16 protein-coding genes are annotated in these 17,873 nt (G+C 57.9%); 9 read left to right on the top strand and 7 right to left on the bottom strand.

The genetic code is table 11. From position 1 onward, the window contains the following. Nucleotides 1-18: 18 nt before the first annotated feature. Nucleotides 19-786 carry an SDR family oxidoreductase gene (locus K787_RS0108280; RefSeq protein ID WP_022962327.1) on the top strand — a complete coding sequence of 256 codons (768 nt, stop codon included), beginning with the start codon at nt 19-21 and terminating at the stop codon, nt 784-786. Nucleotides 787-807: 21 nt separating this feature from the next. Here the strand turns inward: K787_RS0108280 and K787_RS0108275 are convergent, their stop codons facing one another. The 7 genes from K787_RS0108275 to K787_RS0108245 form a co-directional block, all read right to left on the bottom strand. After that, on the bottom strand, nt 808-1,452 hold the full coding sequence (locus K787_RS0108275) for a hypothetical protein (protein WP_022962326.1): 645 nt from the start codon (nt 1,450-1,452) through the stop codon (nt 808-810). A gap of 17 nt (nt 1,453-1,469) precedes the next feature. Next, the gene (gene nudC / locus K787_RS0108270; RefSeq protein ID WP_022962325.1) at nt 1,470-2,309 is read right to left on the bottom strand and encodes an NAD(+) diphosphatase; all 840 of its coding nucleotides are present in this window, start codon (nt 2,307-2,309) and stop codon (nt 1,470-1,472) included. Between the two features lie 5 nt (nt 2,310-2,314). Continuing rightward, nucleotides 2,315-3,988: a FimL-related protein gene (locus K787_RS0108265; protein ID WP_022962324.1), complete on the bottom strand. Its 1,674-nt coding sequence runs from the start codon at nt 3,986-3,988 to the stop codon at nt 2,315-2,317. A gap of 40 nt (nt 3,989-4,028) precedes the next feature. Beyond that, nucleotides 4,029-4,841: a crotonase/enoyl-CoA hydratase family protein gene (locus tag K787_RS0108260; RefSeq protein ID WP_022962323.1), complete on the bottom strand. Its 813-nt coding sequence runs from the start codon at nt 4,839-4,841 to the stop codon at nt 4,029-4,031. A gap of 189 nt (nt 4,842-5,030) precedes the next feature. Next, nucleotides 5,031-5,753: a DNA polymerase III subunit epsilon gene (gene dnaQ / locus K787_RS0108255; protein ID WP_022962322.1), complete on the bottom strand. Its 723-nt coding sequence runs from the start codon at nt 5,751-5,753 to the stop codon at nt 5,031-5,033. Next, nucleotides 5,746-6,207: a ribonuclease HI gene (gene rnhA / locus K787_RS0108250; RefSeq protein WP_022962321.1), complete on the bottom strand. Its 462-nt coding sequence runs from the start codon at nt 6,205-6,207 to the stop codon at nt 5,746-5,748. Before rnhA ends, dnaQ begins: the two co-directional genes overlap by 8 nt. After that, entirely contained in the window at nt 6,204-6,977 is a 774-nt protein-coding gene (locus tag K787_RS0108245) for a class I SAM-dependent methyltransferase (RefSeq protein WP_022962320.1), read from the bottom strand. The genes rnhA and K787_RS0108245 overlap by 4 nt, the downstream gene beginning before the upstream one ends. Nucleotides 6,978-7,065: 88 nt before the next feature. On the opposite strand from K787_RS0108245, the gene gloB reads away from it, so the two are divergent. From gloB to fabI, 8 genes are all read left to right on the top strand, one after another. Then, nucleotides 7,066-7,845, top strand: a complete 780-nt coding sequence (gene gloB, locus K787_RS0108240) for a hydroxyacylglutathione hydrolase (protein ID WP_022962319.1) — start codon at nt 7,066-7,068, stop codon at nt 7,843-7,845. Between the two features lie 75 nt (nt 7,846-7,920). Then, nucleotides 7,921-9,474: a LysM peptidoglycan-binding domain-containing protein gene (locus K787_RS0108235; protein ID WP_022962318.1), complete on the top strand. Its 1,554-nt coding sequence runs from the start codon at nt 7,921-7,923 to the stop codon at nt 9,472-9,474. 86 nt (nt 9,475-9,560) lie between these two features. Next, on the top strand, nt 9,561-11,390 hold the full coding sequence (locus K787_RS0108230; RefSeq protein ID WP_022962317.1) for an extracellular solute-binding protein: 1,830 nt from the start codon (nt 9,561-9,563) through the stop codon (nt 11,388-11,390). A gap of 29 nt (nt 11,391-11,419) precedes the next feature. Beyond that, nucleotides 11,420-13,312: an extracellular solute-binding protein gene (locus K787_RS22585; RefSeq protein WP_022962316.1), complete on the top strand. Its 1,893-nt coding sequence runs from the start codon at nt 11,420-11,422 to the stop codon at nt 13,310-13,312. Nucleotides 13,313-13,314: 2 nt separating this feature from the next. Then, complete coding sequence (locus K787_RS0108220) at nt 13,315-14,388, top strand: microcin C ABC transporter permease YejB (protein WP_022962315.1); 1,074 nt, start codon at nt 13,315-13,317, stop codon at nt 14,386-14,388. Between the two features lie 2 nt (nt 14,389-14,390). Continuing rightward, nucleotides 14,391-15,425: an ABC transporter permease gene (locus K787_RS0108215; RefSeq protein ID WP_022962314.1), complete on the top strand. Its 1,035-nt coding sequence runs from the start codon at nt 14,391-14,393 to the stop codon at nt 15,423-15,425. Between the two features lies 1 nt (nt 15,426). After that, entirely contained in the window at nt 15,427-17,061 is a 1,635-nt protein-coding gene (locus tag K787_RS0108210) for an ABC transporter ATP-binding protein (RefSeq protein WP_022962313.1), read from the top strand. 14 nt (nt 17,062-17,075) lie between these two features. Continuing rightward, on the top strand, nt 17,076-17,870 hold the full coding sequence (gene fabI / locus K787_RS0108205; protein WP_022962312.1) for an enoyl-ACP reductase FabI: 795 nt from the start codon (nt 17,076-17,078) through the stop codon (nt 17,868-17,870). The last annotated feature ends 3 nt before the right edge of the window (nt 17,871-17,873 follow it).

The following is a 17,873-nucleotide window of genomic DNA, read 5'->3' as shown; positions in this document are numbered from 1 at the left end:
TAAAAAGAGGACACCCCCATGCAAAAGACTCAATTATTCGATCTGGACGGCAAAGTAGCCCTGGTCACCGGCGCCAGCCGTGGTATTGGTGAATCTATTGCCAAACTGCTGGCCCAGCAAGGTGCCCACGTGATTGTGACCAGCCGCAAGATCGAAGGCTGCCAGGAAGTGGCTGACGCGATTGTCGCGGCCGGTGGCAAAGCCACGGCAATGGCCTGCCATATTGGTGAGATGACGCAAATTACCGAGACTGTAGCGAACATCCGCAGCCAGTTTGGCAAGCTGGATATCCTGGTCAATAACGCTGCCACCAACCCCTACTTCGGCAACGTCCTGGACACCGACCTCACGGCATTCCAGAAGACCGTTGACGTGAACATCCGTGGCTACTTTTTCATGTCAGTAGAAGCCGGCAAATTGATGCGCGAGAACGGTAGCGGCGCGATTCTGAACGTGGCGTCTGTGAACGGCATGGTGCCTGGCGATATGCAAGGTATCTACTCGATTACCAAAGCAGCCGTGATCAATATGACCAAGGTGTTCGCCAAGGAATGTGCGCAGTTCGGCATCCGCTGCAACGCCCTGCTGCCAGGCCTGACCGACACCAAGTTTGCCTCGGCACTGACTACCAATGATTCCATTCTGAAGATGGCGCTACAGCGCATTCCCCTACGCCGCGCCGCCGACCCGAGCGAAATGGCCGGTACCGTGCTGTATCTGGTTAGCGACGCGTCCAGCTACACCACGGGTGCTGCGATCAACGTTGATGGCGGCATGTTGGCCTGATGAGGGCAATGCCGCGACGCACTAGAAAGGCTTGAGTGCCTCGGTCGCGGCCTGATTGAGGGGCACCGGTGTTAATCCGGTGGCGCCGATTTCAAGCGCGTATCGCGCGCCATCGGTCATGGGCATAAAGCGCAAGGTAAAGGCATCCGCCTCGAGCAGTGCCTGACTCCCGGACCGATCCAGCCAGTACCAGAGATCACGCCAGCTTGGCGTAGCATGCAGCAAGCCTCTGGGTGGTGCATCGGCACTCTGCTGCTGCTCCAGCGCCAGGTAACGACCTGCAAGGCGATGCAGCCGGTAGCCGTCCTGCAGACCTATCGCATGGCCCAAACCCCGCCAGCGCAAGACCTGAGCATCCAGTTCCCACTGGTCACCGTTCAGACGTACCCGCCCCGACTCAATACCGTTCAATTCAACCTCGAATAATTGTGGACCCACTGCACGGAAGGTTAAGGTCGCCACCGTGCTGCCCGACTCCAGGGTTCTGAACTGCTGCATTTCCCACGCAGCCACAGCCAGCACCGCGCTGATAGCCACCGCCAGCAAGAAAAGATTGCCCTTGAGCCAGGGCAGCAACCAGCCCAGGCGCCAGCCACGGGCGATGGCCACAGCCAGCACCAGCAATGCCAATACCACCAGCAACGCAGTTAATCCGTAGTACTGCATTATATCTCCAGGCCAGATCAGGCCGGCACGGCGGGAAGGGGTTGGCCACGCAAGCGGGCCAGATGGCAATCTATCAGCCAGCGGGAAATGGTACCCGCCGGCGGTATTCCGGGCAGATCGTCCACATGCCACCAGCCGGCTTCTTCAATTTCACCGGGTTGCGGCACAATCTCACCGCTGACATAACGGGCATGAAAGCCCATCATCAGCGAATTAGGGAAGGGCCAGTTCTGGCTACCCAGATATTCCAATTGATCAACTTCTACTCCGACCTCCTCCATCACCTCACGGTGTAGGCACTCCTCCACTGATTCGCCTGGCTCGATAAAACCGGCCAGGGTGCTGAAAAATCCAGGGCGGAAATGCGGCGCACGCGCCAGCAGGATTTCTTCGCCGCGGGTAATCAGAACAATGATGCAGGGCGCGAGCTTGGGGTACTGACGCAGATCGCAAGCAGGACACTCCATCGCCCGCTCTGCGCCACGAGGCTGCATGACCTGACCACAGCGACCACAGAAACGGTGGCTGTCGTACCAGGCCTCCAGCTGCTGGGCCAGACCCAGCACACGGAAGGTGTCGTCATCAATCTGGCCGATCAGCGTGCGTAGGCCGTGCCAGCTAAGCCCAGGCAAATCCACCGGATCGCTGATTCGCATAAGGTGGCAGGCTTTGTTATCCAGATGGCCGATAAGCAGATGGAAATCGGTGATGCCGAGAAAGCGCATACTGTCTGGATCGTGAAGAAAGCCACCCTGGAACATCGCAAATTGCTGTTTGTGGAAGACCACAACCAGATCGCCCTCCTCGATGCGAGCAGTATGGGTAGCGGCGATGAAACGCTTTTGGCTTTGGCTCATGGGACTTAGGATCCTGCCAGGGTATAACCCAATTCAGCCAGGCTGTCTTCGGCCAGGGTTAATACATCGGTAATGGCGACGGCAGAGCGCTCTGCCGACTCCAGATAGAATTCGATACTGGTCAAGGCATCTGCCAAGACTTCCAGTCGCTGCGCATCAGGCACCTCGCGGCGCTCGAGCATGACTTCCTGAATAAAGCGGCCAGACAAATTGATGATACTCGCAGCACGGCTCATACCCAGGAAGATCAGCCCACCGCGTACCGTCTCCAGGGTCGAAGGCACGTTCATCAGGTGCATGATGTCGTTGCCCGATTCCATATAGGCGGTGATCGCCCGTTTGGCCAGCGACAGACCGGCCTGGGATTCCTCGATCAGCACAATACGCGCTTCTTTCAGCTCCACCGGCTCGTGGCTGTCACCTGGGCCCGAACCCGGTACCGGGCCAACATCGCTGCCACGCTCGTCGAGGCGGTTGACGGCCGTTTCGGCCAGCAATACCGCATCGGCGATCTGCTCAAGCATCAGCATGTCCGTACTGTTCCAGGCGCGCAATTGCCCAGCAGCGGCTTCGATAGCGGCAGCGGCTTCGGGCAGGTCGAGCATCGACAGGGTCTTCCAGAGCCGCTGCAGCGCGCTGCCGAGCGTGTCCATTGATTGTTCAGGATCGCCAGCGTTACGGGCCAGCAGATCGAGCAGGTCCTTGATGGCGGTCAACTCTTCGCGCAGGGCTTCTGCGACCGAGCGCATGACATCCACCCCCGGGCCACGCAGACGGTGGAATGAGGACTGCAGCTCCAGCTCGGTGTAGCCGGCCTCCGGCAAGGTGAGCGCCGCCTTTACCTCGTTACACTGCGCGCAACTGGCATTACCCAGCGCCACCAGAAAAGCCAACTCGCGTACCAGTTCGGGATTAGTGCTCGGCGTCGGCAACGGACTGCAAACCCCGCGTTTCTTGATCTCACGGTCCAATTGCGCGAACAGCCGTTTCCGTGGGGCGCTTAGTTGCAGTGGCGTGCGCTCGATGGCTTCCAGCGCGGCAGAGGCGACCCAACACAAGGTCACCGCACTAGGATCCAGGGTAGCCTGCCAACGTGCCAATGCGCGCTGCATCAGCGGCGCGGCGGTTGCCAGGCTGTCATCGCGGATCATACCGAGCAACCCCAACTGATACATCTGCCGCAGGCGATTGAAAGTACGGGCATCCAATGGCTGCGGCTCTTGTTGACCGCGCAACGTCAGCGGCAGGGAGTCGGCCGCCAACGCATAGAAATGACTATCGGCCAAGGCCGGAACACCGGGCCGATTGGCGCGTAGCTGATTGATAGTCGGCAGCAGCAACTCTGGACGTTCAAAGCCCTGGTGCCGACACTGCTGCAGATAACGTTCGAGCAGAAACAGCCCATCGCACAGCGCCGAGAGCGGCTCATTGCGGTCGGTGCCATCATGTTCAGGAATATCAGTCGCGAGCGCAATCATCTCGGCAAGTAGCAGAGCTGCCCCGCGCAATTCGATCAGCGTCAGGGTGCCACGCAATTGCTGCAGACCCTCGATAGCCTGCTGCAGCAAGCTGCCGTTATGCCGGTCTTCCAGAAACTGCTGGAGCAGATCTTCCACCTCACCCATGCTGGTGAAGAGTTCTTCCCTGACAAGATCTAATGATGTGGCGCCTGTTAACATCGTATTGTGTCTCCCCACCGTCCCTGCCTGCGTTGCCCGCCTAGTCCGCGAAATCAGCGGTCTTTTTGGCCATATGCGCCGCCATGGCGAGCTTCAGATCGTCTGACTGAAGCATGGCAGCATTCCACGTGGCTATATAATTGAGCCCGTCATCAACGCTGTGGTCGCGGCTGTAGCGAATCATTTCCTTGGTACCACGAATCGCCAGCGGTGATTTGCTGGCAATCTCACCTGCCATAGCCATGACGCCCGAAAGCAGCTCGGCATGACTGGCAAAGGTTCTGTTGACCAGCCCCATGCGCGCCGCTTCGTCACCGTCAAAGGCCCGGCCTGTGTAGGCCAGCTCCCGCATCATGCCATCACCTATGAGGTGGGGCAATCTTTGTAAAGTGCCGACATCGGCGGCCATTCCCATGTCAATTTCCTTGATGGAAAAATGCGCGTCGGGCGTTGAATAACGCATATCGCAGGCGCTGATCAGATCAATAGCGCCACCGATGCAGTATCCATGAATGGCGGCGATGACCGGCTTGCGGCACTCGTCTACCAGATTGAACGAGGTCTGCAGGCGTAACACGTTGCGGCGGACAATGTCGGCGTTGCGGCCGATATCCTTGCCCATCTTGTTAGCCGCTTGGGCCAACAGTGCCAAATCGATCCCGGCAGAGAAATGCTTGCCGGCCCCGGAGATGACCACCACTCTGACGCTATCGGTGTTATCCACCCAGTCAAACGCCTGAATAAGCTCTTCCCAGAACGCCGCATTCATCGCATTGACCTTGTCAGGCCGGTTTATCTGGATATGGGCGATCTTATCGATTTGCTCGACCAACAGGGTCTGGTACTCAGGCATGACAGGCTCCAGGATTTTATTAGCTAAACAAGGCAGTCATTCGTTCAGCCACGAAGCTGCACTAGTTGCCAGACTATAACAAGCATTACGGATCAATGGCATAGCTCTGGCTATTCGGGTAATTAGTAACAGCGCTCAGAGCCTTATTTACCGGGCCGCACCTGGCCGGCCGCACCTAGCCGGCCGCACCTACCCGGCCGGACCTTCCCACACGACAAATCCAGCCGCCTTTGCGATGGCAGCCAGACGCTCGGCATGCGCCTCCAACTCCTCCTGGCTGGGGCTGACGACTTTCAGTCCTGTCCGCTTGGCCGGATCCAGACGGCGGATGCTGGTCACGCCATGGCTGTTGGTATCCGCATCGGTGCCCTGCCCGGCCAATAGCAACGCCGTCTGGCCGCCGGTCATAGTCAGATAAACGTCAGCGAGAATTTCCGCGTCGAGCAAGGCCCCGTGCAAATCGCGCTGGGAGTTGTCGACCATATAGCGTTTGCACAGTGCATCCAGGCTGTTGCGCTGGCCGGGGTGCTTTTCCCGCGCCATCATCAACGTATCGACTACGCCGCAATGTTCGCCCATCTTGCCGAGCAGACCGCCGAGGCGTTCCAGCTCCATGTCCAGAAAACCGATATCGAACGCCGCGTTGTGGATGACCAAACGGGCGCCTTTGACGAACTGCATAAAGTCGTTGGCTACATCAGCGAACAGCGGCTTGTCAGAGAGAAATTCATCGCTGATGCCGTGTACGGCAAAGGCCCCCTCTTCCACCTCCCGCTCGGGGTTGATGTAGACATGAAAATGCCGGCCAGTCAGTCGCCTATCAAGCAACTCGACACAACCGATCTCGATAATGCGGTGGCCGTCCTTAGGGTCGATGCCGGTTGTTTCGGTATCCAGTACCACTTCACGCATGTGTCTGACTCCGTTTCGCCAGGACGTCCTGTACACCCAGATTGGCCAGATCGTCGGCTATTTCATTTTCCCTATGACCACTGTGACCCTTGACCCAGCGCCACTCAACCTGGTGCTGGTTGACCAGCTCGTCGAGCTGCATCCACAAATCGGCATTTTTGACCGGCTGCCGGCTGGCGGTTTTCCAACCGCGTTTTTTCCAGTTCGGCATCCATTCGCGGATACCTTTCATCACATATTCGGAATCCGTGGTCAGCGTGACATTCGCGGTTTTTTTCAGCGCTTCGAGCCCACGAATAGCCGCAGTCAACTCCATGCGGTTGTTGGTGGTCTGCAGCTCGCCGCCATACAGCGATTTTTCATGTTCGCCAAGGCGCATTAATACACCCCAGCCACCGGGCCCAGGATTGCCTTTGCAGGCCCCGTCAGTAAAGATTTCAATCGTATGCGTCATTCATTATTCCGTTTTTGCGTGCGCCTGGTTCCCGCAGCAATGGGGGGCAGGGTCAAGGCTGGAAAGGCTCGGGCGGTCTGCTTGCGCGGGGTCACGCCGTACATCTGCCGGCGTGCGACAAGGCAGTAAAAACCGCCCATCGGCAGATTGCGCCGCTCCCCTAATCGCTCGAGAAAGCCCATGCGATCCAGCCACTTTTGTGTAGCAAGCGGCGGACGATAGCACCCATTAGTGCGTTTCTCCACCGCAAAACCAAGCAGTTCCAGCCAGTCTGTAAGCCGGGCCGGACTGACAAATCCAGCTTCACTGAGCCAACTGCGTCCGGCAAAATGGTTCAAGCCCCAACTACTCCAGGGATTGAAACCAAGGATGATGATATGCCCGCCAGCGCGCACCGCCTGACTGGCTTCACGTAACAGCGTGCGGGGCGACAAGCAGAAGTCCAGGCCATGATGCAACAGCACCACATCCAGCGATTGCGGAGCGAAGGGCCACTGACCTTCCTGTAACGGCATCGTCGGCGGTTCTGCGATCAGATCAAAATGCCAGCGGTTGCGCAATACCGACTGGTTGCCATCCAGCAGCGTGGGTGCCAGCCCGTACTGCACCAGATGCTGGCCAAAACAGCGCTGCAGGCTCTGCTCAATCACCGTCTGCTGAGTCTGCAGCAGCATCTGTCCGGCAGGCGTATCCAGCCATGCCCGCGCCACCCGCAGCAGATCCATCAAGTCAGTCTGGCTGATAGAGCCAGAGCGATCATCAATCAACATCGGGCCTCCGTTGGCCATTTTGCCTGATTTCCCCAAGCCAGCATGCGCCTGTACTATAAAAGCATATTCCTTTCAGGGCGTTTTAAACATGCTTGAATTCATAGCACTCCCGGCCTTTCAGGACAATTACATCTGGCTTATCGTCGACAATGACCATCATCGGGTTGCCGTCGTCGATCCCGGCGACGCCGTCCCGGTCATTACCTGGCTGGGCAGGCGTCCGGAATACGATTTGACCCATATGCTCATCACCCATCACCACCGTGACCACACTGGCGGGCTGGCGACCATCAAGGCGGCAACCGGCTGCAAAGTGTGGGGGCCGGCTGCCGAAGAGATTCCTGGCCTGGATCGCAAACTCGATGATGGCGAGACCCTGAGCCTATTCGGCCAGACGCTGGAAGTCATCTCGGTGCCCGGGCACACCCGCGGGCATATCGCGTTCTTCTGCAACGAGCCGGGTGCACCCTGGCTGCTGAGCGGCGATACCCTGTTCGCTGGCGGCTGCGGCAGGTTGTTTGAGGGCACCGCCGAGCAGATGCACCGATCGCTACAACGCCTTGCGGCCTTGCCCGATCACACACGGATTTACTGTGCGCATGAATATACCCAAGCCAACTTGCGCTTCGCGCGCGCCGTTGAGCCGGATAATGCCGATATAAAGGTGCGCGCTGAAGTCGTCGACGATCTGCGCGCGGCCGGCCGCATGACCCTGCCATCGAGCATTGGCCTGGAAAAGAAGACCAACCCCTTCCTGCGCGCTGGTGTGGCAGCGGTTATTAACGCGGCAGCAACCCATGCTGGCGAAGCAGCAAGCACAGAGGTAAATACCTTTGCCAGGATCAGGGCGTGGAAAGACAGCTTCTGAGCGTTCTGTGGAATGGTTCCTTGACCCCCGCAGGGTGACTTCCTAGAATCGAGCCAATTTTCAACGGACCAGCCCATGCGTTTTTCTGATCCAGGCTCATATACATCAATAAAAATCCTCCTTGCTGGCCTGCTGATCGCTGGCATAGCAGGTTGTCAGTCGTCGCCCAGTTCTTCGCGCTCCGGGCTGGGTGATCGCCCTACGGATGCAGAGCGCAAAGAGGCGCGGCAAATCACGCTGCTGCGCAGCGCGCGCACGCCGCGCAGTGCCGAAGAGATCGAATCGGTCTACACCCTGTGGAGCCGCATTCGTCAGGGCTTTATGCTTGATCCCGGTGCTATCGACAATCCCCGGGTCAACCAGCAGCGGCTACTCTATGTTGCCCAGCCACGCTACTTCGAGCTGACCAGTCCGCGTGCCGAACGTTATATGCATTACGTTGTAGAGCAGCTCGACGCCCGGCAGATGCCGCTGGAACTGGCGTTGTTACCCTTTGTGGAAAGCGGCTACAACCCCATGGCGCTATCGAGCAGCAGCGCTGCGGGAATCTGGCAATTTATCCCCTCCACCGGCGAAGTGTTTTCTCTGCGCCAGGACTCCTGGTACGACGGACGTCGCGACATCACTGCTTCTACCCAGGCAGCGCTCGATTATCTGAGCAAGCTGGCCAACATGTTTGACGGCGACTGGTTGCTGGCGATTGCCGCCTATAACTGCGGTGAAGGTTGCGTCGGTCGCGCGATCAAGCGTAACCAGCAGCTTGGGTTACCTACCGATTACTGGAACCTGCAACTACCGCGGGAAACCATGAACTACGTTCCGAAGTTGCTGGCGATGTCACAGATCATCGACCGCCCGAGCTTGCATGGCACGGTTTTACCGGAGCTGGCCAACACCCCCTACTTTACCGAAGTCGAAATCAAACGTCAGCTTGACCTGCATAAGGCCGCCGAGCTGGCTGACATGCCGACTGAAGATTTCATGCTGCTCAATCCAGCATTCAAGCAACGTATGACGTCCCCGCAGGGCATCTACCGTCTGCTGGTACCGGTTAACCGGGCCGAACAGTTCAGTGCCGCGCTGGCAAATCTCCCGGAAAGCGAGCGTGTCAGTTATCTGCATTATCAAGTGCGCTCGGGCGATACCCTGTCGCAGATTGCCCGTCGTCATCAGTTGAGCGTGTCGGCCATCCGCGATACCAATCAACTGAATGGCAATATCATCAATATCGGTCAGACGCTGATTCTGCCGCAAATGGGTGCCGGCCCCGCCGTGTCCAGCCCAGCACCGGCACAGCTAGCCACCACCCAATCGGTATACCGCGTCAAGTCGGGCGACAGCCTGTGGAACATAGCCCGCGCACACGGCGTCAGCATCAGCGTGCTACGCGAGCACAACAATATCGACAGCAATCATTCGCTGAGCGCCGGCCAGAGCCTGCGCATTCCTGGCGGCAACAGCAGCGCCAGCCCAGCCAGCCCGCAATCAATGGTGTATACCGTCAAAACCGGTGACTCGCTGTACAGTATTGCCCGGCAATTCAATATAAGCATCGAGCGTATTCGTAAAGAGAACACGTTGGATCGCCATTTGCGGCCGGGGCAACAGCTCACTTTACTGTTACGCTGAGACTGTTGCCTTTAACCCAGCGAGGCTTTCACCAGCCTGGCGGTAATGTTAGCGTGGCAGCCTGTCACGCCCCACCCAGAGCCGCTATGAACTTCAGGTTACTAATCCCATCACTGCTGATCCTGTTTATCTGGTCCGACGCCAGCGCCACCGTCTACCACCAACACGGTTATGCGCTATACGGCCAACCGCGCTATCCAGCGGATTTCGAGCATCTTGACTACGTCAACCCCGACGCCCCCAAGGGCGGCACCCTCAGGGTGATGGGCTCGGGCACTTTTGACACCCTTAACCCTTACACGCTAAAAGGCACCAGCCCGGTTAATACCGGCAACTTTGCCCAGTACGGCATCACCGAGCTGAACGAAACCTTGATGGTCGGTAGCGGGATCTATGACCCCTCCGGTGACGAACCCTATTCTGCCTACGGTCTGATTGCCGAGACGCTGGAGTTTTCCGACGATCGCAGCTGGGTCGTCTTCAACTTGCGCGAAGAGGCGCGTTTCCATGATGGCCGGGCTATTACCGCCGCCGATGTGGCCTTCAGTTATAAGCTGCTACGCGAACAGGGCCATCCGAATTATCGCTCGATGCTGCAAGAAGTGGATCGAATCGATGTGCTTGGCAAACACCGAATACGCTTCGTTTTCAGCCGCGCCGACAACCCACTACTGATTCTGCGCCTGGGTGAACTACCGATACTGCCCGCGCACCACTGGGAGGGCCGCAGCTTTGGCGACACCACCTTTCAACCTGGGTTGAACAGTGGCCCCTACCGCATAACCAATGTATCACCCGGACGCCGGGTGACCTTCGAGCGGGTCAAGGACTACTGGGGTAAGGATTTGCCGATCAATCGCGGAAAATATAACTTCGATCGGCTCGAGGCCGAGTTTTACCGCGACAATAACGTCGCCTTCGAAGCGTTCAAGGCCGGCGAGTTCGACTTTTACTTCGACCATAAGGCCAGCAACTGGTCGAATGCCTATGACTTCCCTGCGGTGCGCAATCGCGAGGTGGACAAGCGTGAGATAAAGCACCAGATCCCCAGCGCGACCCAGGCGCTGTTCTTCAATACCCGGCGCACCCCGTTTGACCAACGCAGCATGCGCGAGGCGCTGGGCATGCTGTTTGACTTTGAATGGTCAAATCGCGTGCTGTTCTACGATGCCTATCGCCGCTCGGAGAGCTACTACCCCAATAGCCCGTTCAGCGCTACCGAGCTACCGGCCGGCCAGGAGTTTCTGTACCTGAGCGAACACCGCGAGCAGTTGCCCCGGGAACTCTTCACCCAGCCGTTCAGTCTACCCACCAGCGATGGACGGGGCATCTCCCGCGCCAGTCTGCGCCGGGCGGTGGAGTTGTTCAAGGAAGCAGGCTGGACGCTGCGCAATGGTCGGCTCCAGAACGCCAGTGGCAACCAATTGGTCTTCGAGGTACTCCTGGTCAACCCCAGTCTGGAGCGCATTATCCAGCCTTACCGGACCAATCTCGCGCGACTGGGCATCGATATGCGCGTGCGCACTGTGGATCGCGCACAATATAAAGCGCGGCTCGACCAGTTCGATTACGACATGATTCTCGCGACCCTGCCGCAAGGTCTGTCACCTGGGATGGAACAGCACATTTATTTCCATTCCAGCCAGCGCAGCGTACAGGGTAGTCGCAATTACGCCGGCATCGACAACCCGGTGGTCGATGCTCTGCTGGAGAAGCTCCTCGCGGCCAGCAACCGTGATCAGCAGATTGCCGCCGCGAAGGCATTGGACCGGGTGTTATTATGGGAACACTATACAATTCCTAACTGGTATATTGACTACCATCGCATAGCCCATCGTGAGTGGCTCAAATCCCCAGCGACGCCGCCCTATTCGCTGGCCATACGCACCTGGTGGATGATGCCGGGCACTGAATAAAAACACTGAACAATAAACAAGGTCACTGGATGCACGATTTACTCAAAACGCTCTGCGCATGCGCCTTGATCACCTTTGCCGGTATGGCGGCCGCAGAGCCTGGTACTGAACCCGGATTTAAATCTGGCACTGAACCCAGCCCAAACGCTTCCGCCGGCAGCCACGCACTGACCCTGTACGGCGAACCACCAGCTTACCCTGCGGATTTCACCCATTTCGACTATGTGAATGCCGACGCGCCCAAGGGTGGCACCTTGCGCCTATCTGGCTTTGGCAGCTTCGATTCGTTGAACGGCTTTATTACCCGCGGCAACAGTGTCGAGCGCCTGGGGCTGATTTACGACACCCTGACGTTTCATGCGCTGGATGAACCTTTCACCGAGTACGGGTTGCTGGCAGAGCGTATCGAGCGGGCTGAAGATCATACCTGGGTACGCTTTTATCTGCGGCCCGAAGCGCGCTTTCATGATGGCGAACCAGTAACCGCAAGCGACGTGGTCTTTACCTTCAACACGCTGATTGAGCAAGGCGCGCCTTTTTACAAAGCCTATTACGGCGATGTAAAAGAGGTAATAGCAGAAAACGACCATAGCGTTATCTTTCATTTTCATCACGCGCAGAACCGGGAGTTACCGCTGGTTATTGGCCAGTTGCCGGTACTGCCAGAACATTACTGGGCTGATCGCGAATTCGGCCGCACCACCCTGGAGCCGCCGCTGGGCAGTGGCCCCTATCGCATCAGCCGGGTTAGCGGCGGGCGTAATATTACCTACGAACGTGTTAAAGACTATTGGGCGGCCGATTTGCCGGTACAACGTGGTTTCAACAACTTTGACCGCGTGGTCATAGACTACTATCGCGATACCGGCGTAGCACTGGAAGCGTTCAAGGCAGGCCAGTTTGATTTCAACCAGGAATACGCCGCGAAAAACTGGGCGACTGGCTACGACAGCCCGCCACTGCGTGACGGGCGCATCATCAAGGAAGAGATCCCCAATCTGAACACCCAGGGTATGCAGGGCTTTGTGTTCAACACGCGCCGCCCGTACTTTGCTGACGTGCGCGTGCGTAAAGCGATCAGCCTGTTGTTTGATTTCGAGTGGTCCAATGGGCGCCTGTTTCATAACGCCTATACGCGCACCGACAGCTTCTTCGACAATTCCGAACTGGGCGCCACGGGCGAACCGGACGCAGCAGAGTTGGCGCTACTGGAACCCTGGCGCGATCAGCTATCGGCAACCGTCTTTGGCCCAGCCTACTCACCACCCGTAACCGATGCCAGCGGCATTATTCGCGAGCAAATGCGTGAAGCCTATGCTTTGTTGCAAGACGCTGGCTGGACGATAAAAGACGACCGTCTGATCAACGCTGAAGGTCAGCAACTGAGCTTCGAGTTTCTGATCATACAGGCTGACTTCGAGCGGGTGGCGCTGCCCTTCAAGCGCAACCTGGCGTCGCTGGGTATCGAACTGACCCTGCGCCGTATAGATACCTCGCAGTACATCAACCGCTTGCGCTCGCGGGATTTTGACATGGTCGTCACCAGCTTTAGCCAATCCAACTCGCCGGGCAATGAGCAGCGCGAATATTGGCACTCTTCCAGTGCCGACAATCCCGGGAGCCGTAACCTCATGGGCCTGCGCGACCCGGTTGTCGATGCGTTGGTCGAGGGCCTGATCCAAGCCGACTCGCGCGAATCACTGATCACCCACACCCGCGCGCTGGATCGTGTATTGCGTGCCGGACACTACCTGGTACCGAACTTTCACACGACGGTCTACCGGGTAGCCTACTGGAATAAATTCGCCCACCCGCCAACCTCCCCGCGCTATGACCTGGGGTTGTTTACTTGGTGGATCGATCCGGCTAAAGAGGCCGCGTTGACAGGGACTCCAACGCTGATAGACACACAGGAAAACTGAGCATGCTGGCCTATATCGTTCGCCGTTTGCTACTGATTATCCCTACCCTGTTCGGTATCCTGCTGATCAACTTCCTGATTATCCAGGCGGCCCCCGGCGGTCCGGTCGAGCAGATGATTGCCAACCTGGAAGGCTTCGAAGGCGCTACCAGCCGCATTTCCGGCAGCATGCAGGGTGAGGTTGCCAGCGGCGGCAGTTACCGTGGCGCCCAGGGTCTGGACCCCGACATCATCGCCGAAATCGAGCGCATGTACGGTTTCGACAAACCCGCCCCTGAGCGTTTCTGGCTAATGATCAAGGGCTATACGACCTTTGATTTTGGCGACAGCTTCTTCCGCGACGCCAGCGTGATCGATCTGATTCTGGAAAAGATGCCCGTATCCATCTCGTTGGGCTTATGGACCACCCTGCTGACTTACCTGATATCCATTCCGCTGGGCATTCGCAAGGCGGTACGCCATGGCAGCACCTTCGATATCTGGACCAGTTCGCTGATCATTGTCGGTTACGCGATCCCGGGCTTCCTGCTCGCCATTCTGTTGATCGTGGTGTTCGCCGGCGGCAGTTATTTTGACTGGTTCCCGCTGCGCGGCCTGACATCCAACAATTGGGAAGAACTCAGCAGCTGGGAAAAGACCAAAGATTATGCCTGGCACCTGGTGCTGCCGATTACCGCCATGGTCATCGGCAGCTTTGCGACCCTGACCATGCTAACCAAAAACTGCTTTCTGGATGAAATCGGCAAGCAGTATGTGGTCACCGCCAAGGCCAAGGGTTTGTCTGCTGGCCGGGTGCTCTATGGTCACGTGTTCCGTAATGCAATGCTGCTGATTATCGCCGGTTTCCCCTCCGCGTTAATCAGCGTGTTCTTTACCGGTGCGCTGCTGATCGAGGTGATTTTCTCACTCGATGGGCTGGGCCTGCTGGGGTTCGAGGCCGCTATCAACCGCGATTATCCGGTCATGTTCGGCACCCTGTATATTTTCACCTTGCTGGGCCTGGTGGTGAAGTTGATCGGTGACATTACTTACACCCTGGTCGATCCGCGCATCGACTTTGAAAACAGGGAGGGCTGAGTATGGCGCTGAACTTCACCCTCTCACCCCTGAACCGCCGGCGCTTTGCCCTGTTTAAAGCCAATCGGCGCGGCTGGTGGTCGTTGCATATATTCATGGTGCTGTTTGTGCTCAGCCTGGGCGCGGAAATGATCGCCAATGACAAGCCGCTAATGGTCCAGTACGAAAACAGCTACTATTTTCCGGTATTCAAACGTTACGCCGAGACCGAGTTTGGTGGTGAATTCCCGATCTCCGCAGATTACCGCAGCCCGTATATCCGTCAGTTGATCGAAGAGGAAGGCAATGGCTGGATGCTCTGGCCTCCCATTCCATTTTATTACGACACGATCAACTACGAGCTCGAGGCCCCCGCCCCGGCCCCGCCCTCAGCAGACAACTGGCTCGGCACTGACGATCAGGCCCGCGACGTCAGCTCACGGGTGATCTATGGCTTTCGTATCTCGGTACTCTTCGCCCTGACACTGACCATCATCAGCTCCATCATTGGCGTAGTAGTGGGTGCCATTCAGGGCTTCTACGGCGGCCGCATCGATCTGTTTGGGCAGCGCTTTATCGAAGTCTGGTCAGGGCTCCCGGTGCTCTATTTGCTGATCATTCTGGCCAGCTTTGTGCAGCCCAACTTCTGGTGGCTGCTGGGCATCATGCTGCTGTTCTCCTGGATGGCGCTGGTCGATGTGGTGCGCGCCGAGTTCCTGCGCGGCCGCAACCTGGAGTACGTGCGCGCCGCACGCGCACTGGGCGCGAATAACCGCATCATCATGTTCCGGCACATTCTGCCCAACGCGATGGTCGCCACGCTGACCTTCTTCCCGTTTATTCTGACCGGCGGCGTTATCACGCTTACCTCGCTGGACTTTCTTGGCTTTGGCTTGCCTGCTGGCTCGCCCTCCCTGGGCGAGTTGATCGCCCAGGGCAAGGCCAACTTGCAAGCACCCTGGCTGGGCATCACTGCCTTCGTCGTGTTGTCGCTGATGCTCAGCCTGCTGGTTTTTATCGGCGAGGCACTGCGTGACGCCTTCGACCCAAGGAAATGACATGTCTGAACAGCCATTGATACGGATCGATAACCTCAGCGTCGCCTTTCGCAGCGAACATGAAGAAGTCATGGCCGTGCGCCAGGTCAGCCTGGATATTCGCGCCGGCGAAACACTGGCATTGGTTGGGGAAAGCGGCTCAGGCAAATCGGTCACTGCGCACTCGATCCTGCGTCTGTTACCTAGCCTGGCCCATCACCCTACTGGGCGCATTCTCTACAAGGGCGAAGATCTGCTGCTAGCCAACGAGAGGCGCTTGCGGCAAGTGCGCGGCAATCGCATCTCAATGATCTTCCAGGAGCCTATGAGCTCATTGAATCCGTTGCACAGCGTCGAGCGCCAGATCAACGAAGTATTGGTGCTGCACAAGGGCCTGGACAAGAAAGCCGCGCGAGCGCGCACCCTGGAGCTGCTCGACCTGGTGGGCATACCCGAGCCGGCCAAACGGCTCAGCGCCTACCCCCACGAGCTGTCCGGCGGCCAGCGGCAGCGGGTAATGATCGCCATGGCGCTGGCCAACGAGCCAGAGCTGCTGATAGCCGACGAACCCACCACCGCACTAGACGTGACCGTGCAACTGAAGATTCTTGAGCTGCTCAAATCGCTGCAAGAAAAACTCGGCATGGCGCTGCTGTTGATCAGCCACGATCTGAACCTGGTGCGCAGAATTGCCCACCGCGTATGTGTCATGTATCAGGGTTGCGTCGTCGAAGAAAATGATTGTGCAACGCTGTTCGCCGATCCGCAGCATGAATACACCCAACGGCTGATTGCCGCTGATCCAACCGGCAATCCGGTCAAGGTGGATGCCGAGGCGCCGGTGATTATGCGGACCGAGCAATTGAAGGTCTGGTTTCCGATCCGTCAGGGCATTTTGCGGCGCACGGTAGATCATGTAAAAGCCGTGACCGATGCGAGCTTTACCCTTAAACAGGGGCATACGCTGGGTATCGTCGGCGAAAGCGGATCAGGCAAGACGACACTGGGCCTGGCCCTGCTGCGGCTGGTAGAAAGTCAGGGCCTGATTGAATGCAATGGTCAACGCCTTGATGGGCTCAGTCAGGATGACGTCAGGCCCATGCGTCGGCAGTTCCAGGTGGTCTTTCAGGACCCGTTCGGTAGCCTGAGCCCGCGCATGTCGGTGGCGCAGATCATTAGCGAGGGGTTGGAGATTCACAAGATCGGCAATGAGCAGGAACGCGAAGAAATGGTCATCCAGGCGCTGCAGGAAGTTGGCCTGGACCCCGCAACCCGGCACCGCTACCCGCACGAGTTCTCCGGCGGCCAGCGGCAACGTATCGCTATCGCTCGGGCCCTGGTGCTCAAGCCTTCGCTGATACTGCTGGATGAACCCACCTCGGCATTGGACCGTACGGTGCAGAGCCAGGTGGTGGAATTGTTGCGCGACCTGCAGGCCAGGCACAATCTGAGTTATTTGTTTATCAGTCACGACCTGGCTGTGGTCAGAGCGCTCAGTCACGAGCTGATGGTCATACGCCAGGGACATATTGTAGAACAGGGATCGGCAAGCACCATCTTTGCCTCGCCGCAACACGACTATACTCGTCAGTTGCTGGAGGCGGCGTTTGCCCACCCGGTATCCGTCAACAAGGCCCCGACACCGGTGGCCCAGTAAAACAGGAAACAAGCATGGGATTTCTCAGCGGAAAGCGCGTACTCATCGTTGGCGTAGCCAGCAAACTGTCCATCGCATCCGGCATCGCCGCCGCGATGCATCGGGAGGGTGCCGAGCTGGCCTTTACCTATCAGAATGAAAAACTCAAAGCCCGCGTAGAAGGCTTTGCAGCTGACTGGGGCTCAGGGCCAGAACTGTGCTTCCCCTGTGACGTCGCCGATGACGCCCAGATTGAACACGCCTTCGGCGAGCTGGCCAAGCAGTGGGACGGTCTGGATTGCATCGTTCATTCCGTCGGCTTTGCCCCCGGTGACCAGCTCGATGGTGACTTCACCGAAGTGACAACGCGCGAGGGTTTCCGTATCGCCCACGACATCAGCGCCTACAGCTTCGTCGCCCTGGCCAAGGCTGGCCGCGAGTTGATGAAAGGACGTAACGGCAGCTTGCTGACATTGTCTTATCTGGGCGCAGAGCGCACCATGCCCAATTACAACGTCATGGGCATGGCCAAGGCCAGCCTGGAGGCCGGTGTACGTTATCTGGCCACCAGCCTGGGACCAGAAGGCACGCGCGTGAACGCTATCTCGGCAGGGCCTATTCGCACCCTGGCAGCATCTGGCATCAAGAGCTTCCGCAAGATGCTCTCACATAACGAAAAGCAAACCCCGATGCGCCGCAATGTCACCATTGACGAAGTCGGCAATGCGGGTGCCTTCCTGTGTTCTGATCTGGCCTCAGGTGTTTCAGGTGAGATCATGTATGTGGATGGCGGTTTCAATATCACCGCGATGGGTAACCTCGAAGACTGAGCC

Source organism: Halopseudomonas pelagia CL-AP6 (assembly GCF_000410875.1).
Classification (GTDB): domain Bacteria; phylum Pseudomonadota; class Gammaproteobacteria; order Pseudomonadales; family Pseudomonadaceae; genus Halopseudomonas; species Halopseudomonas pelagia.
This window is presented reverse-complemented; position numbering and strand designations above follow the sequence as displayed.

What these genes read in the sequence shown, in the direction of transcription:
- rnhA (WP_022962321.1), bottom strand. Translation starts at nt 6,207, where the DNA reads ATGACGCATACGATTGAAATCTTTACTGACGGGGCCTGCAAAGGCAAT.
- K787_RS0108280 (WP_022962327.1), top strand. Translation starts at nt 19, where the DNA reads ATGCAAAAGACTCAATTATTCGATCTGGACGGCAAAGTAGCCCTGGTC.
- nudC (WP_022962325.1), bottom strand. Translation starts at nt 2,309, where the DNA reads ATGAGCCAAAGCCAAAAGCGTTTCATCGCCGCTACCCATACTGCTCGC.
- dnaQ (WP_022962322.1), bottom strand. Translation starts at nt 5,753, where the DNA reads ATGCGTGAAGTGGTACTGGATACCGAAACAACCGGCATCGACCCTAAG.
- K787_RS0108265 (WP_022962324.1), bottom strand. Translation starts at nt 3,988, where the DNA reads ATGTTAACAGGCGCCACATCATTAGATCTTGTCAGGGAAGAACTCTTC.
- K787_RS0108245 (WP_022962320.1), bottom strand. Translation starts at nt 6,977, where the DNA reads ATGTTGATTGATGATCGCTCTGGCTCTATCAGCCAGACTGACTTGATG.
- K787_RS0108230 (WP_022962317.1), top strand. Translation starts at nt 9,561, where the DNA reads ATGAACTTCAGGTTACTAATCCCATCACTGCTGATCCTGTTTATCTGG.
- fabI (WP_022962312.1), top strand. Translation starts at nt 17,076, where the DNA reads ATGGGATTTCTCAGCGGAAAGCGCGTACTCATCGTTGGCGTAGCCAGC.
- K787_RS0108275 (WP_022962326.1), bottom strand. Translation starts at nt 1,452, where the DNA reads ATGCAGTACTACGGATTAACTGCGTTGCTGGTGGTATTGGCATTGCTG.
- K787_RS0108235 (WP_022962318.1), top strand. Translation starts at nt 7,921, where the DNA reads ATGCGTTTTTCTGATCCAGGCTCATATACATCAATAAAAATCCTCCTT.
- K787_RS0108220 (WP_022962315.1), top strand. Translation starts at nt 13,315, where the DNA reads ATGCTGGCCTATATCGTTCGCCGTTTGCTACTGATTATCCCTACCCTG.
- gloB (WP_022962319.1), top strand. Translation starts at nt 7,066, where the DNA reads ATGCTTGAATTCATAGCACTCCCGGCCTTTCAGGACAATTACATCTGG.
- K787_RS0108260 (WP_022962323.1), bottom strand. Translation starts at nt 4,841, where the DNA reads ATGCCTGAGTACCAGACCCTGTTGGTCGAGCAAATCGATAAGATCGCC.
- K787_RS22585 (WP_022962316.1), top strand. Translation starts at nt 11,420, where the DNA reads ATGCACGATTTACTCAAAACGCTCTGCGCATGCGCCTTGATCACCTTT.
- K787_RS0108215 (WP_022962314.1), top strand. Translation starts at nt 14,391, where the DNA reads ATGGCGCTGAACTTCACCCTCTCACCCCTGAACCGCCGGCGCTTTGCC.
- K787_RS0108210 (WP_022962313.1), top strand. Translation starts at nt 15,427, where the DNA reads ATGTCTGAACAGCCATTGATACGGATCGATAACCTCAGCGTCGCCTTT.